Annotated in this window: 14 protein-coding genes; 11 read left to right on the top strand and 3 right to left on the bottom strand. The window is 73.8% G+C overall.

Going from position 1 to position 15,720, the window contains the following annotated elements:
* The first annotated feature begins 36 nt into the window (after nt 1–36).
* On the top strand, nt 37–333 hold the full coding sequence (locus ACZ7LB_RS14245) for a DUF4193 domain-containing protein (RefSeq protein WP_003993510.1): 297 nt from the start codon (nt 37–39) through the stop codon (nt 331–333).
* A 13-nt stretch (nt 334–346) separates the two neighbouring features.
* On the top strand, nt 347–1,285 hold the full coding sequence (locus ACZ7LB_RS14240) for a hypothetical protein (protein WP_471468068.1): 939 nt from the start codon (nt 347–349) through the stop codon (nt 1,283–1,285).
* Nucleotides 1,286–1,315: 30 nt separating this feature from the next.
* Here ACZ7LB_RS14240 and ACZ7LB_RS14235 read toward each other — a convergent pair whose 3' ends face one another.
* The gene (locus ACZ7LB_RS14235; protein WP_471468066.1) at nt 1,316–1,777 is read right to left on the bottom strand and encodes a DUF3093 domain-containing protein; all 462 of its coding nucleotides are present in this window, start codon (nt 1,775–1,777) and stop codon (nt 1,316–1,318) included.
* Nucleotides 1,778–1,833: 56 nt separating this feature from the next.
* Here ACZ7LB_RS14235 and ACZ7LB_RS14230 point away from each other — a divergent pair, with 56 nt between their 5' ends.
* From ACZ7LB_RS14230 to ACZ7LB_RS14200, 7 genes are all read left to right on the top strand, one after another.
* Nucleotides 1,834–2,418: a PaaI family thioesterase gene (locus ACZ7LB_RS14230; RefSeq protein ID WP_471468064.1), complete on the top strand. Its 585-nt coding sequence runs from the start codon at nt 1,834–1,836 to the stop codon at nt 2,416–2,418.
* Nucleotides 2,415–2,966 carry a dUTP diphosphatase gene (gene dut, locus ACZ7LB_RS14225; protein ID WP_471468062.1) on the top strand — a complete coding sequence of 184 codons (552 nt, stop codon included), beginning with the start codon at nt 2,415–2,417 and terminating at the stop codon, nt 2,964–2,966. The genes ACZ7LB_RS14230 and dut overlap by 4 nt, the downstream gene beginning before the upstream one ends.
* Before the next feature lies 1 nt (nt 2,967).
* Nucleotides 2,968–3,720: a DUF3710 domain-containing protein gene (locus ACZ7LB_RS14220; protein ID WP_161228685.1), complete on the top strand. Its 753-nt coding sequence runs from the start codon at nt 2,968–2,970 to the stop codon at nt 3,718–3,720.
* A gap of 518 nt (nt 3,721–4,238) precedes the next feature.
* On the top strand, nt 4,239–6,833 hold the full coding sequence (locus tag ACZ7LB_RS14215; protein ID WP_471468060.1) for an ATP-binding protein: 2,595 nt from the start codon (nt 4,239–4,241) through the stop codon (nt 6,831–6,833).
* On the top strand, nt 6,830–7,513 hold the full coding sequence (locus ACZ7LB_RS14210; protein WP_161225579.1) for a response regulator: 684 nt from the start codon (nt 6,830–6,832) through the stop codon (nt 7,511–7,513). The genes ACZ7LB_RS14215 and ACZ7LB_RS14210 overlap by 4 nt, the downstream gene beginning before the upstream one ends.
* A 202-nt stretch (nt 7,514–7,715) precedes the next feature.
* Entirely contained in the window at nt 7,716–8,114 is a 399-nt protein-coding gene (locus tag ACZ7LB_RS14205; RefSeq protein ID WP_265295416.1) for an OB-fold nucleic acid binding domain-containing protein, read from the top strand.
* 3 nt (nt 8,115–8,117) lie between these two features.
* Nucleotides 8,118–8,969, top strand: a complete 852-nt coding sequence (locus ACZ7LB_RS14200; protein ID WP_471468057.1) for a DUF3159 domain-containing protein — start codon at nt 8,118–8,120, stop codon at nt 8,967–8,969.
* Between the two features lie 230 nt (nt 8,970–9,199).
* Here ACZ7LB_RS14200 and ACZ7LB_RS14195 read toward each other — a convergent pair whose 3' ends face one another.
* Nucleotides 9,200–9,877 (bottom strand): potassium channel family protein, encoded by a 678-nt coding sequence (locus ACZ7LB_RS14195; protein ID WP_161225582.1) that lies wholly within the window; start codon nt 9,875–9,877, stop codon nt 9,200–9,202.
* A complete protein-coding gene (locus ACZ7LB_RS14190) occupies nt 9,877–10,548 on the bottom strand; it encodes a potassium channel family protein (protein ID WP_265295418.1) in 672 nt (223 codons plus the stop codon). The genes ACZ7LB_RS14195 and ACZ7LB_RS14190 overlap by 1 nt, the downstream gene beginning before the upstream one ends.
* 793 nt (nt 10,549–11,341) lie before the next feature.
* On the opposite strand from ACZ7LB_RS14190, the gene ACZ7LB_RS14185 reads away from it, so the two are divergent.
* Both ACZ7LB_RS14185 and ACZ7LB_RS14180 read left to right on the top strand, forming a co-directional pair.
* Nucleotides 11,342–13,402 carry an APC family permease gene (locus ACZ7LB_RS14185; protein ID WP_471468054.1) on the top strand — a complete coding sequence of 687 codons (2,061 nt, stop codon included), beginning with the start codon at nt 11,342–11,344 and terminating at the stop codon, nt 13,400–13,402.
* 67 nt (nt 13,403–13,469) lie between these two features.
* Complete coding sequence (locus tag ACZ7LB_RS14180) at nt 13,470–14,801, top strand: class I SAM-dependent RNA methyltransferase (RefSeq protein ID WP_471468052.1); 1,332 nt, start codon at nt 13,470–13,472, stop codon at nt 14,799–14,801.
* Nucleotides 14,802–15,720 lie beyond the last annotated feature (919 nt).

The raw sequence follows: 15,720 nt of genomic DNA, 5'->3' as shown, positions 1-15,720 counted from the left end.
GGAGACACCGCAGACACCCAGAGGGGGAGAGCGACCATGGCAACCGATTACGACACTCCACGCAAGACCGACGACGACGTCGACTCGGACAGCCTCGAAGAACTGAAGGCCCGGCGGAACGACAAGTCCGCCTCGGCCGTCGACGTCGACGAGTTCGAGGCCGCAGAGGGCCTGGAACTGCCCGGCGCCGACCTGTCCAACGAGGAACTGGCCGTTCGTGTGCTGCCCAAGCAGCAGGACGAGTTCACCTGCATGAGCTGCTTCCTGGTGCACCACCGCAGCCAGCTGGCCCGCGAGAAGAACGGCCAGCCCATCTGCCGCGACTGCGACTGAGGAGGGGTCGGCCGTGACCGGCTCGACCCCTCCCTGGAAGCGCCGCCCCTCCTCGCGGGGAGCGGACCAAGGGCCGTCCCACGGCCCGGACAGCGCGCGTGACGACGAGCGGGGCCCCACCGTCGAGGGAAAGGCCCCGCTCGGCGTATCGGACGACCGGGGCGAGCGCCCCGCCCCCGTGCGGGCGCCCGCCGCCCGGCGCCGTGCGGCGGCCTTCCGGGACCGGGCGGAACAGGGCGTCCGCAAGGGCGGCGACCGCGCCAGGGCAGCCCTGGCCCACCTCGCGGACCGGATCATCGACCTGGCCCCCCGCGTCCCCGTGCGCGACCTGGCGACCCTGCGCCGCCAGTTCCCCGGCCTCGGCCCCGAGGAGATCGCGGACCGGCTGATCGCCGCCGCCGCCCGGGCCACCGCGACCGTCGGCGCCGGTGTGGGCGCCGCCGCGATGATGCCCGTACCGCCCGCGATGCCCACCGAACTGGCCGCCGAGATCACCGGCGTCGCCGCGATCGAGCTCAAGCTCATCGCCGAACTCCACGAGGTCTACGGGCTCCGTCCGCCGGGCACCCTCGTCCAGCGCAGCTCCGCCTACCTCGGCTCCTGGTCCGACGAGCGCGGCGTCGAGGTGGTCAACCCCGCCACCTTCGGCTCCGCCATGAACAGCCACGCCAAGCGCCACCTGCGCCAGCAGGTCATGAAGCGCACGGTGCGGGACCTGCCCAACCTGATGCCGTTCATGGTCGGCGCGGCCGTCGGCGCCGTGATGAACCGCCGCGACACCCGCAGGCTCGCCGCCCGCGTCCGCACCGACCTGCGCCGCCGCCAGGTGCCCTGGGAGGCCCTCGGGGAGCTGCCCGCCCTGGAGGAGCCCCGCGACGCCCTGGACATGGACGCGCGCCGCCTCACCGGCGGCCTCACGCGCCGTCTGCGCCCCGGCCGGGACAAGGGCTAGGGAAAACCGCCCGGGACCGCCGCGGCCCCGTCACGCGGCCGCCTGGGCCGCCTTCAGGGCCTCCACCAGACGCTCCGGCTCCCGGGTCGACAGGTACAGGTACGGCGTCGGGTCCGCCGGGTCCGTCACCTCGATCCGCACCGCCCGCGGGACGTACGCCCGCAGCAGCATGAAGGCGCGGGCGTCGGCCTTGTGCGTGCGCCAGGCGCGGGCCTCCTCCGGGTCGAGGATCTCCGCCCCGCCCAGCGCGCCCACCGGGACCGTCGCCTCGCCCGCCACCAGCGAGCCGCCCACCACCCGGATCCGGACCGAGCCGTACGAACTGGCCGCCACCGCGGCCACCGCCGTCCCCCCGGCGAGGCCGCCGAGCATCGGCAGCGTGCCCAGGGGCAGCAGGACCAGGGCCATCGAGAGCCCGACCAGGAAGGAGATCAGCCACCACGAGCGGGGCGCGGTGAGACGTTCTTCGTACGGGGTGGCGGAGAGCTGCATGGAGCAAGCTTGGCAGGTATCGGTGATCGGCCGACGCGCGGGTAAGGTCTGCGCCTGTGAGTGGTACTTCCCCGGTTCTCCGGCCCCCCGCCGACGCCGTACGGCCCGTACGGCACCCCGACGCCCCCGCTCCCGGCGAGCCGCTCGGCGCGCACTACGGCCAGTGCTTCGGCTGCGGCGACGAGCAGCCCCACGGACTGCGCCTGCGGGCGCGGGCCGCCGAGGGCGTCCGGGTCACCGCCGAGTTCACCGTGCGCCCCGCCCACCAGGGCGCCCCCGGCCTGGCCCACGGCGGCGTGCTGACCACCGCCCTCGACGAGACCCTCGGCTCGCTGAACTGGATGCTGCGCACCATCGCCGTCACCGGCCGCCTGGAGACCGACTTCCTGCTGCCCGTCCCCGTCGGCACCACCCTGCACCTGACGGCCGAGGCGACCGCCGTGGCCGGACGGAAGATCTACTCCACCGCCACCGGCCGGATCGGCGGCCCCGACGGGCCCGTCGCGGTCCGCGCCGACGCCCTGTTCGTCGAGGTCAAGGTGGACCACTTCGTCGAGCACGGCCGCGAGGAGGAGATCCGCGCCGTCCTCGACGACCCCGACCAGGTCCGCCGGGCCCGCGCCTTCGAGGTCAACCCGTGAGCCGGGAGCCCCTGGAGGTGCCGCTCCGCCGCGTCGACCCCGACGTCCCGCTGCCGGAGTACGCGATGCCCGGCGACGCCGGGGCCGACCTGCGCACCACCGTCGCCCACGTCCTCGCACCCGGCGAACGCGCCGTCCTGCCCACCGGGGTGTCGCTGGCCCTCCCCGAGGGGTACGCGGCCTTCGTGCACCCGCGTTCCGGACTGGCCGCCCGCTGCGGCGTCGCCCTGGTGAATGCCCCGGGAACGATTGATGCCGGGTACCGTGGGGAGATCAAGGTGATCGTGGTGAACCTCGACCCGTACGAGACCGTGCGGTTCGAGCGCTTCGACCGGATTGCCCAACTGGTCGTCCAGCAGGTCGAGAGGGTCCGCTTCCATCAGGTCGCGGAACTTCCCGGATCGGCGCGGGCCGAGGGGGGCTTCGGGTCCACCGGCGGCCACGCCGGCACGGACCGTGCAAGCGGCACAAGCGGCCGGGTCGCCGAGGGCGGCCCGGCGGGTGGGAATCGATACGCTTCGGTCGTATCCGACCGGGAAGGACAGTGACGTGTTCGGACGTCGCAAGAAGATGGATGCCGCCGATGACGCGGCCGGCGAGGCCGAGCAGGTCGTCGACGACGCCGAGCCCGGCGCGGAGGGGCAGCGCGAGCGCGTGCGCCTCGAACCCGAACCGCGCCCCGACGGCCCCTGGGACAGCAGTGAGGTGGGCGAGCCCGGCGAGGGCCGCGTGGACCTCGGCGGACTCTTCGTCCCCGGCGTGGACGGCATGGAACTGCGCGTGGAGGTCGCCGGTGACGCGATCGTCGCCGCGACGGTCGTGCTGCGCGACAGCGCCATCCAGCTCCAGGGCTTCGCCGCCCCCAAACGCGAGGGCATCTGGGGCGAGGTCCGCGAGGAGATCGGCTCCGGGATCACCCAGCAGGGCGGCATCGTCGACGAGGTCGAGGGCCCGCTCGGCTGGGAGCTGCGCGCCCAGGTGCCGGTGCAACTGCCCGACGGCACCGGCGGCTTCCAGGTCGTGCGGTTCGTCGGCGTCGACGGACCCCGCTGGTTCCTGCGCGGGGTGATCTCGGGACAGGGCGCGGTGCAGCCGCAGGCCGCCGGGCTCCTGGAGCAGATCTTCCGCGACACCGTGGTGGTGCGCGGCGAGGGCCCGATGGCCCCCAGGGACCCGATCGTGCTCAAGCTGCCGAACGACGCGCAGATGGTGCCCGAGGGCGTGCAGCAGGAGGAGACCTCCCGGTTCTCGGGAGGCATGGGCCAGCTCCAGCGCGGACCGGAGATCACCGAGGTGCGCTGAGCCCGGTTCCCCGGCCACACCGAGGGCCGCGTCCGCCGGCGCGGCCCTCAGCCGTGTCCGGGGCCCGTCCGGGCCGCTCCGGCGCCCCGCGCCCCGGTCCGTGCCCCGGTCCGTGCCCCGTGCTCCGGTCCGTGCCCGGCGCCCCGGAAGGCACCCGGCGCCGCCGCGGCCCGCGTGGCACGGCCCCGCCCGTCACGTCCCGCTCGCGCGGGCGGCCGGACCGCCCGCGGGGGCCGCTCGCGCGGAGGACCCCCGGCTCCGGATACTGGGGCCGAAGGACGGCCGGCGCGAGGCGGGACAGCGCGGCGGAGCACCGCCGGAGAACGGCCCGGAACGCCACCGGAGCGGCACCTGGTGCCGTCCCGACGGCACCAGGGGTCCACCGCCCCGGAACGCGCGCGGCGCACCCACGCCGACCGGCCCGGTGCCCGGCGACCCCGGCCCCGCGGGCACCCCCGTCCTCACCGCCACCCGGACCCCCGGGAGCCCCAGAGGACCGACCGGAGGACGACGAGGGCATGGGACGCGGCAAGCTACGGATCTACCTCGGCGCGGCACCCGGCGTCGGCAAGACCTACGCCATGCTCTCCGAGGCGCACCGGCGGGTCCAGCGCGGCACCGACTGCGTCGTGGCCGCCGTCGAGCACCACGGCAGGGCCCGCACCGAGACCCTGCTGCACGGCCTGGAGCAGGCGCCCCGGACGTCCGGACGGGCCGGCGCCGCGAGGACGGAACTGGACCTGGACGCCGTCCTGGAGCGCGCCCCCCGGGTCGCCCTGGTCGACGACCTCGCCCACACCAACGTCCCCGGCTCGCGCAACGCCAAGCGCTGGCAGGACGTGGAGGAACTGCTCGCCGCGGGCATCGACGTGGTCTCCACCGTCAACATCCAGCACCTGGAGTCCCTCGGCGACGTCGTCGAGTCCATCACCGGGGTCCGCCAGCGCGAGACCGTGCCCGACGAGGTGGTCCGCCGCGCCGACCAGATCGAACTGGTCGACATGTCGCCCCAGGCGCTGCGCCGCCGCATGGCCCACGGCAACATCTACCAGCCGGACCGGGTCGACGCCGCGCTCTCCAACTACTTCCGCCCCGGCAACCTCACCGCCCTGCGCGAACTCGCCCTGCTCTGGGTCGCCGACCACGCCGACGAGTACCTCCAGCGCTACCGCAGCGAGCACCGGGTCTCCCGGATCTGGGGCTCCCGCGAGCGCATCGTGGTCGGGCTCACCGGCGGCCCCGAGGGACGGACCCTGATCCGGCGCGCCGCCCGCCTCGCCGAGAAGGGCGCCGGCGGCGAGGTGCTCGCCGTGTACGTCGCCCGCAGCGGCGGACTCACCGCCGCCTCCCCGAAGGAACTCACCGTCCAGCGGACCCTGGTGGAGGACCTCGGCGGCACCTACCACCACGTGCTCGGCGAGGACGTCCCCGCCGCCCTGCTGGACTTCGCGCGCGGCGTCAACGCCACCCAGATCGTCCTCGGCTCCTCCCGCCGCAAGGCCTGGCAGTACGTCCTCGGCCCCGGCGTCGGCGCCACCGTCGCCCGCGAGTCCGGCCCCGATCTGGACGTCCACATCGTCACCCACGAGGAGGTCGCCAAGGGCCGCGGACTCCCCGTGGCCCGGGGCGCCCGGCTCGGCCGCTCCCGCCGCGTCTGCGGCTGGATCGCCGGGATCGGCGGCCCACTGCTGCTCACCCTGCTGCTGAACACCGTCCACCTCGGACTCGCCAACGACGTCCTGCTCTACCTGGCGCTCACCGTCGCCGCCGCCCTGCTGGGCGGCCTCTACCCGGCGCTCGCCTCGGCCGCCGTCGGGTCGCTGCTGCTCAACTGGTTCTTCACCCCGCCGGTCGACCGCATCACCATCGCGGACCCGCGGAACATGCTCGCCCTCGCCATATTCGTGGGCGTCGCGCTCTCCGTGGCCTCCGTCGTCGACGTGGCCGCCCGCCGCACCCACCAGGCGGCCCGGCTGCGCGCCGAGGCCGAGATCCTCTCCTTCCTGGCCGGGGACGTGCTGCGCGGCGAGACCAGCCTGGAGACGCTGCTCGAACGCGTCCGGGAGACCTTCGGCATGGAGTCCGCCGCCCTGCTGGAGCGGGAGGACGACGTGGCCCCCTGGACCTGCGCGGGCCGCGCCGGGCAGGGCCCGCCGGTGCAGCGGCCCGACGACGCCGACGTCGACATGCCCGTCGGGGACCACATGGCGCTCGCGCTGACCGGTCGCGTCCTGCCCGCCGAGGACCGCCGGGTGCTGGCCGCCTTCGCCGCCCAGGCCGCCGTCGTCCTGGACCGGCGGCGGCTGCGCGAGGAGGCCGACCGGTCCCGCGCCCTGGCCGAGGGCAACCGCATCCGCACGGCCCTGCTCGCCGCCGTCAGCCACGACCTGCGCACCCCGCTGGCCGGGATCAAGGCGGCGGTCACCGGACTGCGCTCGGACGACGTGGCGTGGACCGAGGAGGACCGGGCGGAGCTGCTGGAGGGCATCGAGGAGGGCGCCGACCGGCTGCACCACCTGGTGGGCAACCTCCTCGACATGTCCCGTCTCCAGACCGGCACCGTCACCCCGCTCATCCGCGAGATCGACGTCGACGAGGTGGTGCCGATGGCGCTGGGCGGGGTGCCCGAGGGCAGCGTCGACCTGGACATCCCGGAGACGCTCCCCATGGTCGCGGTGGACGCCGGGCTCCTGGAGCGCGCGATGGCCAACCTGGTCGAGAACGCCGTCAAGTACAGCCCCGGCGGGCGCACCGTCCTGGTGGCCGGGAGCGCCCTGGCCGACCGGGTCGAGGTGCGGGTCGTCGACCGGGGACCCGGGGTGCCGGACGAGGCCAAGGACCGCATCTTCGAGCCCTTCCAGCGCTACGGGGACGCCCCGCGCGGGGCGGGCGTCGGCCTCGGCCTGGCGGTGGCGCGGGGCTTCGCCGAGGCCATGGGCGGCACCCTGAACGCCGAGGACACCCCGGGCGGAGGGCTCACCATGGTGCTGACCCTCCGTGCGGCGGCACCGGCGGCACCGGCCGCGCCGTCGGCCGTATCGTCGTCACGGGAACCCCACCGGTCCCACCCGCCCCGCGATCCCGCGACCCCGGAAAGGCAGGCCGCCCCATGACCAGGGTGCTCGTGGTCGACGACGAGCCGCAGATCGTGCGTGCCCTCGTGATCAACCTCAAGGCGCGCCAGTACGAGGTCGACGCCGCGCACGACGGCGCCACCGCGCTGGAGCTGGCCGCCGCCCGCCACCCCGACGTGGTCGTGCTCGACCTGGGCCTGCCCGACATGGACGGCGTCGACGTGATCAAGGGGCTGCGCGGCTGGTCCCGGGTGCCGATCCTGGTGCTCTCCGCCCGCCACTCCTCCGACGAGAAGGTCGAGGCGCTGGACGCCGGGGCCGACGACTACGTCACCAAGCCGTTCGGCATGGACGAGCTGCTGGCCCGGCTGCGCGCCGCCGTCCGCCGCGCGGAGCCGGTCCCCGGGGGCGAGGACGGCGTGGTCGTGGAGACCGCCGGGTTCACGGTCGACCTGGCGGCGAAGAAGGTCCACCGGGACGGCAGGGACGTCCGGCTGACGCCCACCGAGTGGCACCTGCTGGAGGTGCTGGTCCGCAACACCGGGCGGCTGGTCGGCCAGAAGCAGCTCCTCCAGGAGGTCTGGGGGCCGTCGTACGGCACGGAGACGAACTACCTGCGGGTGTACATGGCGCAGCTGCGCCGCAAGCTGGAGGCCGATCCGGCGCACCCCCGGCACTTCATCACCGAGCCGGGGATGGGGTACCGCTTCGAGCGGTGAGCGGCGGGTCCCGCGCCGTGAGCGGCCCGCGCCACGGGTGGCGGGCCGGGCGCGCTGAACCGGGCGCGGGCGCGTGGGAGGGCGTGCGCGCGGGCGCCCGGGTGTGCGGTTCCCGGGGGCGCGAGGGGGGCGGAACGTGAGTCTTCCGATACCGGGGTCCGGCCGGTGCGTGACCGCCGGCGCGCCCCGGTACGCTTCAGATATGAGTGCTGTTCCTCGTTCCGGCAAGCCGGTGGGCCGATTCCGGCGCATGTTCGACCGGCTCTCCTCCTCCCAGGAGGACCTGGAGTCGGAGGAGCTGCGGGAGGACGCGGAGACCACCGGCTGCACCCGCATCGGCGACTGCCAGGACCGGCAGGTCGTCACGGTTACTGGTACCTTGCGCACGGTCACCCTGCGTCCACGCGCGGGTGTTCCGGCCCTGGAGGCCGAGTTGTTCGACGGCTCCGCCGCCCTGGACGTGGTGTGGCTGGGCAGGCGTTCCATCGTGGGCATAGAACCGGGACGCAAGCTCATCGCATCGGGGCGGGTCTCGATGAGCCGGGGCCGCCGGGTGCTCTTCAACCCGAAATACGAACTGAGACCCCTCGGACGGGAGTAGCCGGTGACGTCGCTCGACAAGCCGACCGAAGACACGGAAACGGAAGCGAACGACGCCCGGGCGGTGACGGAGGCCGCGCTGTTCGAGGCGTTCGGCGGGGTGCGGGGCATGGTCGAGACCGTGCTCCCGGGCCTGCTCTTCGTCACCATCTTCACGATCAACGGCAACCTGCACATGTCCGCCATCGCCGCGCTGGGCGTGGCGCTGGCGCTGGTCGTGGTCCGCCTGGTGCGCCGGGACACCGTCAAGCACGCCTTCAGCGGCGTCTTCGGCGTCGCCTTCGGCGTGGTCTTCGCGATGATGACCGGCAACGCCAAGAACTTCTACCTGCCCGGCATGCTCTACACCCTGGGCCTGGCGCTGGCGTACCTGATCACCGCGGTGGCCGGGGTGCCGCTGATCGGCCTGATCCTCGGCCCGGTCTTCAAGGAGAACCTCTCCTGGCGCAGCCGCAACCCGGGCCGCAAGAAGGCGTACACCAAGGCCAGCTACGCCTGGGGCCTGATCCTGCTCGCCAAGTGCGCCGTCCTGTTCCCGCTGTACTGGTGGGCCGACACCGAGCAGCTCGGCTGGGTGATGGTCCTCCTCAAGATCCCGCCGTTCCTGCTCGCCGTCTGGCTGACCTGGGTCTTCCTGGCCAAGGCGCCGGCGCCGATCGACGTGTTCGCGGAGATGGAGGCGGCGGAGAAGGCCGAGGAGGAGCGGGCGCGGGCCGGGGCCGGTCCGTCCGGCGACTCCGGCGCGTCCGCCACCCCGGGTACGTCCGGCACCTCCGGTACGTCCGGCGCCTCCGGCAGCTCCGGTACGCCGTCCGGTGCGGGGGAGTCCCGCGGCGGCGCGCACCGGGAGGGCTGACCGGCCCGGCCGTCCTCCACGGCGGCCCGGCCGCTCCTCGTACGTGCCCGGGTCCGCCCGGCGCGCCCCGGGACCCCGGGCGGCCCCGGGCGGGACCCCGGACCGACGGCGCGCGGCGACGGACGGCCCCTCGTGACGGACGGTCCCGCGGGACGGGGCAGCCTCGCGTGACATGACGGCGGGGTGTGCGGGGAGGGCGTCCCACGCACACCCCGCCGTCGTCGTACGGCTCAGCTCAGCGGGTCCCGGCGGCGGGCGGACAGCAGGTCCTCCAGCTGCTCCTCCCGCGCCTGGGCCGCCACGAACAGCAGCTCGTCACCGGCCTCCAGGGAGTCCTCCCGCGAGGGCGTCAGCACCCGGTTGCCCCGGATGATGGTGACCAGCGAGGTGTCCTCCGGCCACTGGACGTCACCGACCTGCGTGCCCGCCAGGGCCGACTCCTCCGGCAGCGTCAGCTCGACGAGGTTGGCGTCACCGTGGCTGAAGCGCAGCAGCCGCACCAGATCGCCGACGCTCACCGCCTCCTCGACCAGGGCCGACATCAGCCGCGGGGTGGAGACGGCGACGTCCACCCCCCAGGACTCGTTGAACAGCCACTCGTTCTTCGGGTTGTTCACCCGGGCGACGACGCGCGGCACCCCGTACTCCGTCTTGGCCAGCAGGGAGACGACCAGGTTGACCTTGTCGTCGCCCGTCGCGGCGATCACGACGTTGCAGCGCTGGAGCGCGGCCTCGTCCAGGGACGTGATCTCGCAGGCGTCGGCCAGCAGCCACTCCGCCATCGGAACGCGCTCGACCGAGATCGCGGTCGGCGCCTTGTCGATGAGCAGGATCTCGTGGCCGTTCTCCAGCAGCTCGCCCGCGATCGAACGGCCGACCGCGCCGGCTCCGGCAATGGCGACCCTCATCAGTGACCGCCCTCCTCTTCGGGACCCGTGGCGAACGCCGCCTCGACCTTGTCGACCTCGTCGGTGCGCATCATCACGTGCACCAGATCGCCCTCCTGGAGCACCGTCTGCGAGGAGGGCAGGATCGCCTCCCCGAGCCGCGTGAGGAACGCGACCCGCACGCCGGTCTCCTCCTGGAGCCGGCTGATCCGGTGCCCGACCCAGGACTCCGAGGTGTGCACCTCGGCGAGCTGGACGCCGCCGGTCGGGTCGCGCCAGAGCGGCTCGGCGCCCGAGGGCAGCAGGCGGCGCAGCATCTGGTCGGACGTCCAGCGCACGGTGGCGACCGTGGGGATGCCCAGCCGCTGGTAGACCTCGGCGCGGCGGGGGTCGTAGATCCGGGCCGCGACGTTCTCCACGCCGAACATCTCGCGGGCCACCCGGGCGGCGATGATGTTCGAGTTGTCACCGCTGGAGACGGCGGCGAAGGCCCCGGCGTCCTCGATGCCCGCCTCGCGCAGGGTGTCCTGGTCGAAGCCGATGCCGGTCACCCGGCGGCCGCCGAACGACGAGCCGAGGCGGCGGAAGGCGGTGGGGTCCCGGTCGATCACGGCGACCGTGTGCCCCTGCTGCTCCAACGTCTGGGCCAGAGCGGAGCCCACGCGTCCGCAACCCATGATGACAATGTGCACGGCCTTACACCGCCCCTCTTGTGAGCCCTCTGACCTGGGCGAACGTCCCGCTCATTTTCCTCTTTCGGATCGACGGGCCACACGTGCGGCGGTCCCGCGCGGGGCCGCCCGAGTCCATCATGCCCGTCCGGCGCCCCAGGGCCCCGTCCGGGTGGACCCGACGAGGGGCGGGCGAGGGGCCCGGGGTCCTTCGGGGGAGCGGCGGGCGGTCGTGGCGGCGGGCGGCGGGCGTCGGGTGCGCCGGGCGTGGGGTGCGGGTGCGGGAGGCGCCGGGCGGTGGCGCGCGCCGTGGCGGCTCCGGGTCACCGCCCGGTGGACGACCGCCGTCGGCCGATGCTGCGGATGCTCGCGGCGGTCAGAACGCCGAGTCCGACGAGGGCGGCGGCACCGCCGATCAGTTCCGCGGACAGACGCATGGGACCTCCTGGGTCTCGGGGCTCCCGGCCCCGGTCCGCGTCCGGGCCCGGACCGGCCCGTGGAAGCGCGGCGCCTCCGCGCCCGGCCCGCCCGGTGACCGTCCGTGCCGGAACCGCGGCCGACCGTGCCCGCCGGTGACCGGTTGTGCGGGAAGGGTGACCGGGCGTGCCGGGGCGGTGACGGGTGCGCCGCCCGGCCGGGGCGGAGCGGTGCCCGGTGGTATCGGGCCGATGGCTGGCCATATAGCCACGGCACCCCCGCGACCTGCGGAATCCACGGCCGCGCCGTCCCCGGAATTCACCCGGAGGGCAGACGTCCGACTCATCGGGGGTGGCGGCTGGTCGGCCCCCCGCCCATGGGCCTACGATCCCCTGTTGTGTCCAAACTGACCGACGTGCCCAAGAGGATTCTGATCGGGCGCGCACTGCGCAGTGACCGGCTGGGCGAAACGCTCCTGCCGAAACGCATCGCCCTCCCCGTCTTCGCCTCCGACCCGCTCTCCTCCGTGGCCTACGCCCCCGGCGAGGTCCTGCTGGTCCTCTCCATCGCGGGCGTGTCGGCGTACCAGTACAGCCCCTGGATCGCGGTCGCGGTCGTCGTGCTGATGTTCACCGTGGTCGCCTCCTACCGGCAGAACGTGCACGCCTACCCGAGCGGCGGCGGCGACTACGAGGTCGCCAACACCAACCTCGGGCCCAGGGCCGGGCTCACCGTCGCCAGCGCCCTGCTCGTCGACTACGTGCTGACCGTCGCGGTCTCCATCTCCTCGGGCATCGAGAACCTGGGCTCCGCCGTCCCGTTCGTCGTCGAGCACAAGGTGGCCTGCGCGGTCGGCGTCATCGTGCTGCTGACCCTGATGAACCTGCGCGGCGTCCGGGAGTCGGGCACCCTCTTCGCCATCCCGACGTACGTCTTCGTCACCGGCGTCTTCCTCATGATCGCCTGGGGCGCCTTCCGCGGGCTGGTCCTCGACGACACCATGCGCGCGCCGACCGCCGGCTACGAGATCAAGCCCGAGCACCAGGGGCTGGCCGGATTCGCCCTGATCTTCCTGCTGCTGCGCGCCTTCTCCTCCGGCTGCGCCGCCCTCACCGGCGTCGAGGCGATCTCCAACGGCGTCCCGGCCTTCCGCAAGCCCAAGTCGAGGAACGCGGGCAACACCCTCGCGATGATGGGCCTGCTCGCCGTCACCATGTTCTGCGGCATCATCGCGCTGGCCTCCGCGACCGGCGTGCGCATGTCGGAGAACCCGGCCACCGAACTGCTCCGCGACGGCACCCCCGTCGGCGAGGACTACATCCAGCACCCGGTGATCTCCCAGGTCGCCGAGGCCGTCTTCGGCAAGGGCAGCTTCCTGTTCGTGGTGCTGGCCGCGGCGACCGCGCTGGTCCTCTTCCTCGCCGCCAACACCGCGTACAACGGCTTCCCGCTGCTCGGCTCGATCCTCGCCCAGGACCGCTACCTGCCGCGCCAGTTGCACACCCGGGGCGACCGGCTGGCCTTCTCCAACGGCATCCTGCTGCTGGCCGGGGCCGCCGCCCTGCTGGTCGTCGTCTACGGCGCCGACTCCACCCGCCTGATCCAGCTCTACATCGTCGGCGTGTTCGTCTCGTTCACGCTCAGCCAGACCGGCATGGTGCGCCACTGGAACCGGCACCTGGCCAAGGAACGGGACCCGGCCGCCCGCCGCCACATGATCCGCTCGCGGGCCATCAACACCTTCGGCGCCTTCTTCACCGGTCTGGTGCTGGTGGTCGTCCTGGCCACGAAGTTCACCCACGGCGCCTGGATCGCCCTGCTCGGCATGTGCATTTTCTTCGCCACCATGACCGCCATCCGCAGGCACTACGACCGCGTCGCGGAGGAGATCGCCGCCCCCGAGGACCCGGAGGAGGTGCCCGCGGACATCGTGCGCCCGTCCCGCGTCCACTCCGTCGTCCTCATCTCCAAGATCCACCGGCCCACGCTGCGCGCCCTCGCCTACGCCAAGCTGCTGCGCTCCGACTCGCTGGAGGCGGTCAGCGTCAACGTCGACCCCGCCGAGACCAAGGCGCTGCGCGAGGAGTGGGAGCGGCGCGGCATCGACGTGCCGCTGAAGATCCTGGACTCGCCCTACCGCGAGGTCACCCGCCCGGTCATCGAGTACGTCAAGAGCCTGCGCAAGGAGTCGCCGCGCGACGCGGTCTCCGTGATCATCCCCGAGTACGTGGTCGGCCACTGGTACGAGCACCTGCTGCACAACCAGAGCGCCCTGCGTCTGAAGGGGCGGCTGCTGTTCACCCCGGGCGTCATGGTCACCTCGGTGCCCTACCAGCTCCAGTCCTCCGAGGCCGCCCGGCAGCGGGCCCGCCGCCGGCAGAACTGGAACGCGCCGGGCGCCGTCCGCCGGGGCCCGGCCCAGCCCGACCGGTCGAAGGACACCACGCCGTCCACGTAGACTGGCAGGCTGGTGTTCCCACACCGCCGTCCCCACCCCTCGTACCCCGTACTGGAGTCACCCCGCCATGCAGGCAGAACCGAAGAAGTCGCAGGCGGGATCGCTGGTCGGCGAGGAGTACGAGGTCGAGGTCGGCCCGGTCGCCCACGGCGGCCACTGCATCGCCCGCACCGCCGAGGGCCAGGTCCTGTTCGTCCGGCACACGCTGCCCGGCGAGCGGGTGGTGGCCCGGGTGACGGAGGGCGAGGAGGGCGCGCGCTTCCTGCGGGCGGACGCCGTCGAGGTGCTGGAGGCGTCCAAGGACCGGGTGGCGGCGCCCTGCCCGTACGCCGGTCCGGGCCGCTGCGGCGGCTGTGACTGGCAGCACGCCAAGCCGGGCGCCCAGCGGCGGCTGAAGGGCGAGGTCGTCGCCGAGCAGCTCCAGCGGCTCGCGGGCCTCACCCCGGAGGAGGCCGGCTGGGACGGCACGGTGATGCCGGCCGAGGGCGACAAGCTGCCCGCCGGGGAGGTGCCGGCCTGGCGCACCCGTGTGCAGTACGCGGTGGACGCGGAGGGCCACGCGGGACTGCGGAGGCACCGCTCGCACGAGGTGGAGCGGATCGACCACTGCATGATCGCCGCGGAGGGCGTGAGCGAGCTGGGCGTGGAGCGGCGCGACTGGACGGGCATGGCCTCCGTCGAGGCCATCGCGGCCACCGGCTCCCAGGACCGCCAGGTCATCCTGACGCCGAGGCCGGGCGCCCGGCTGCCCCTCGTGGAGCTGGACCGGCCGGTCTCCGTGATGCGGGTCGGCGAGAAGGACGGCGGCGTCCACCGCGTCCACGGCCGCCCCTTCGTCCGCGAGCGCGCCGACGGCCGCACCTACCGGGTCGGCTCCGGCGGCTTCTGGCAGGTCCACCCCAGGGCCGCCGACACCCTGGTGACGGCGGTGATGCAGGGACTGCTGCCGCGCAAGGGCGACATGGCCCTCGACCTCTACTGCGGCGCGGGCCTCTTCGCGGGCGCGCTGGCCGACCGGGTCGGCGAGGAGGGCGCGGTGCTGGGCATCGAGTCCGGCAAGCGCGCGGTGGAGGACGCCCGGCACAACCTGGCCTCCTTCGACCGCGTCCGCGTCGAGCAGGGCAAGGTCGAGTCCGTCCTGCCGCGCACGGGCATCACCGAGGTCGACCTCATCGCCCTGGACCCGCCCCGCGCCGGCGCCGGCCGCGCCACCGTCGCCCACCTGACCACCCTCGCGGCCCGCCGCATCGCCTACGTCGCCTGCGACCCGGCCGCCCTCGCCCGCGACCTGGCGTACTTCCGCGAGGGCGGCTACCGGGTGCGGACGCTGCGGGCGTTCGATCTGTTTCCTATGACGCATCATGTGGAGTGCGTGGCGATTCTGGAGCCGGTGAAGTAGGGGCGCAGGTAAGGAACTTGGGGTGCATGCCGTGGGCGTTGCGAGTGGTGTCCCGGCGCCCGGATCATGTTCTGCGCGCACTCCGGACGCCGTGCGGATCTCGACAGCTGTATGATCCCGCGCCGCCTGACCGTGCCGACCACTGCCGGGGACAGGTCTCTCGGCCCTTTACCTGGGTGCGGTCAACCAGCGTTGGCAGATGGCTCGGAACGCCGTCGGGACCTACGCCCTGACCAAACCGGCGACGGGCTTCGTCCTGGACGGCAACGGAGGCGCGGGCCGGGCGGTGACCGCCAACACCGCGTCCACCACATCGGCTGGTCGGAAATGGGCCTCGGTGTTCTCCGGATCCCGAGGCGGCACCTGGACGGATGACGGAGTTCGGCCCCGGCACATCGGCCGTACCTTGGGCGACACCGCGACACCGCGACACCGCGACACCGCGACACCGCGACAACGGCAGCCCCGCAGAGCCCCTTTGGAGCCGTCCGCGCCGTCTCCGGCCTCGGGCCGCCGCGGTGGCGTGCCACCCCGTTTGACCGCCGGCCCGCACGGTGCCGTCACCGGTAGCCGCTCCCGTACGTGTGCGGGCCCGTCCGGCTCGTCCGCGCAGGGGTGCGGAGCGTTGTCAGGGTGTGGTCGGCCCCTGCGTGACTGAGGGAGCCGGGTGCCCTGCCCCCCCATCGGGGTTGCGTGGCCGAATGATCCGACGGCGGACGTCATCGGGTGGGCATGCCGGGTGGTCCCACCGGGGGGGTCTTCGTGTCGCAGCTCGCAGCTCGCAGCTCGCCGGACGGGGAGGGAGTGCGGAGCGTCACACCCCCAGCGAGTTTGTGCGACCTCGTCTGTCACCCGTACGGATGACGCGGGGTTCGTTCCCCAAGTCCGGTCTCCGTTGCCGGTCCTACCGTGACGCGGG

This window comes from Streptomyces sp. NPDC107521 (assembly GCF_055598485.1).
This window is presented reverse-complemented; position numbering and strand designations above follow the sequence as displayed.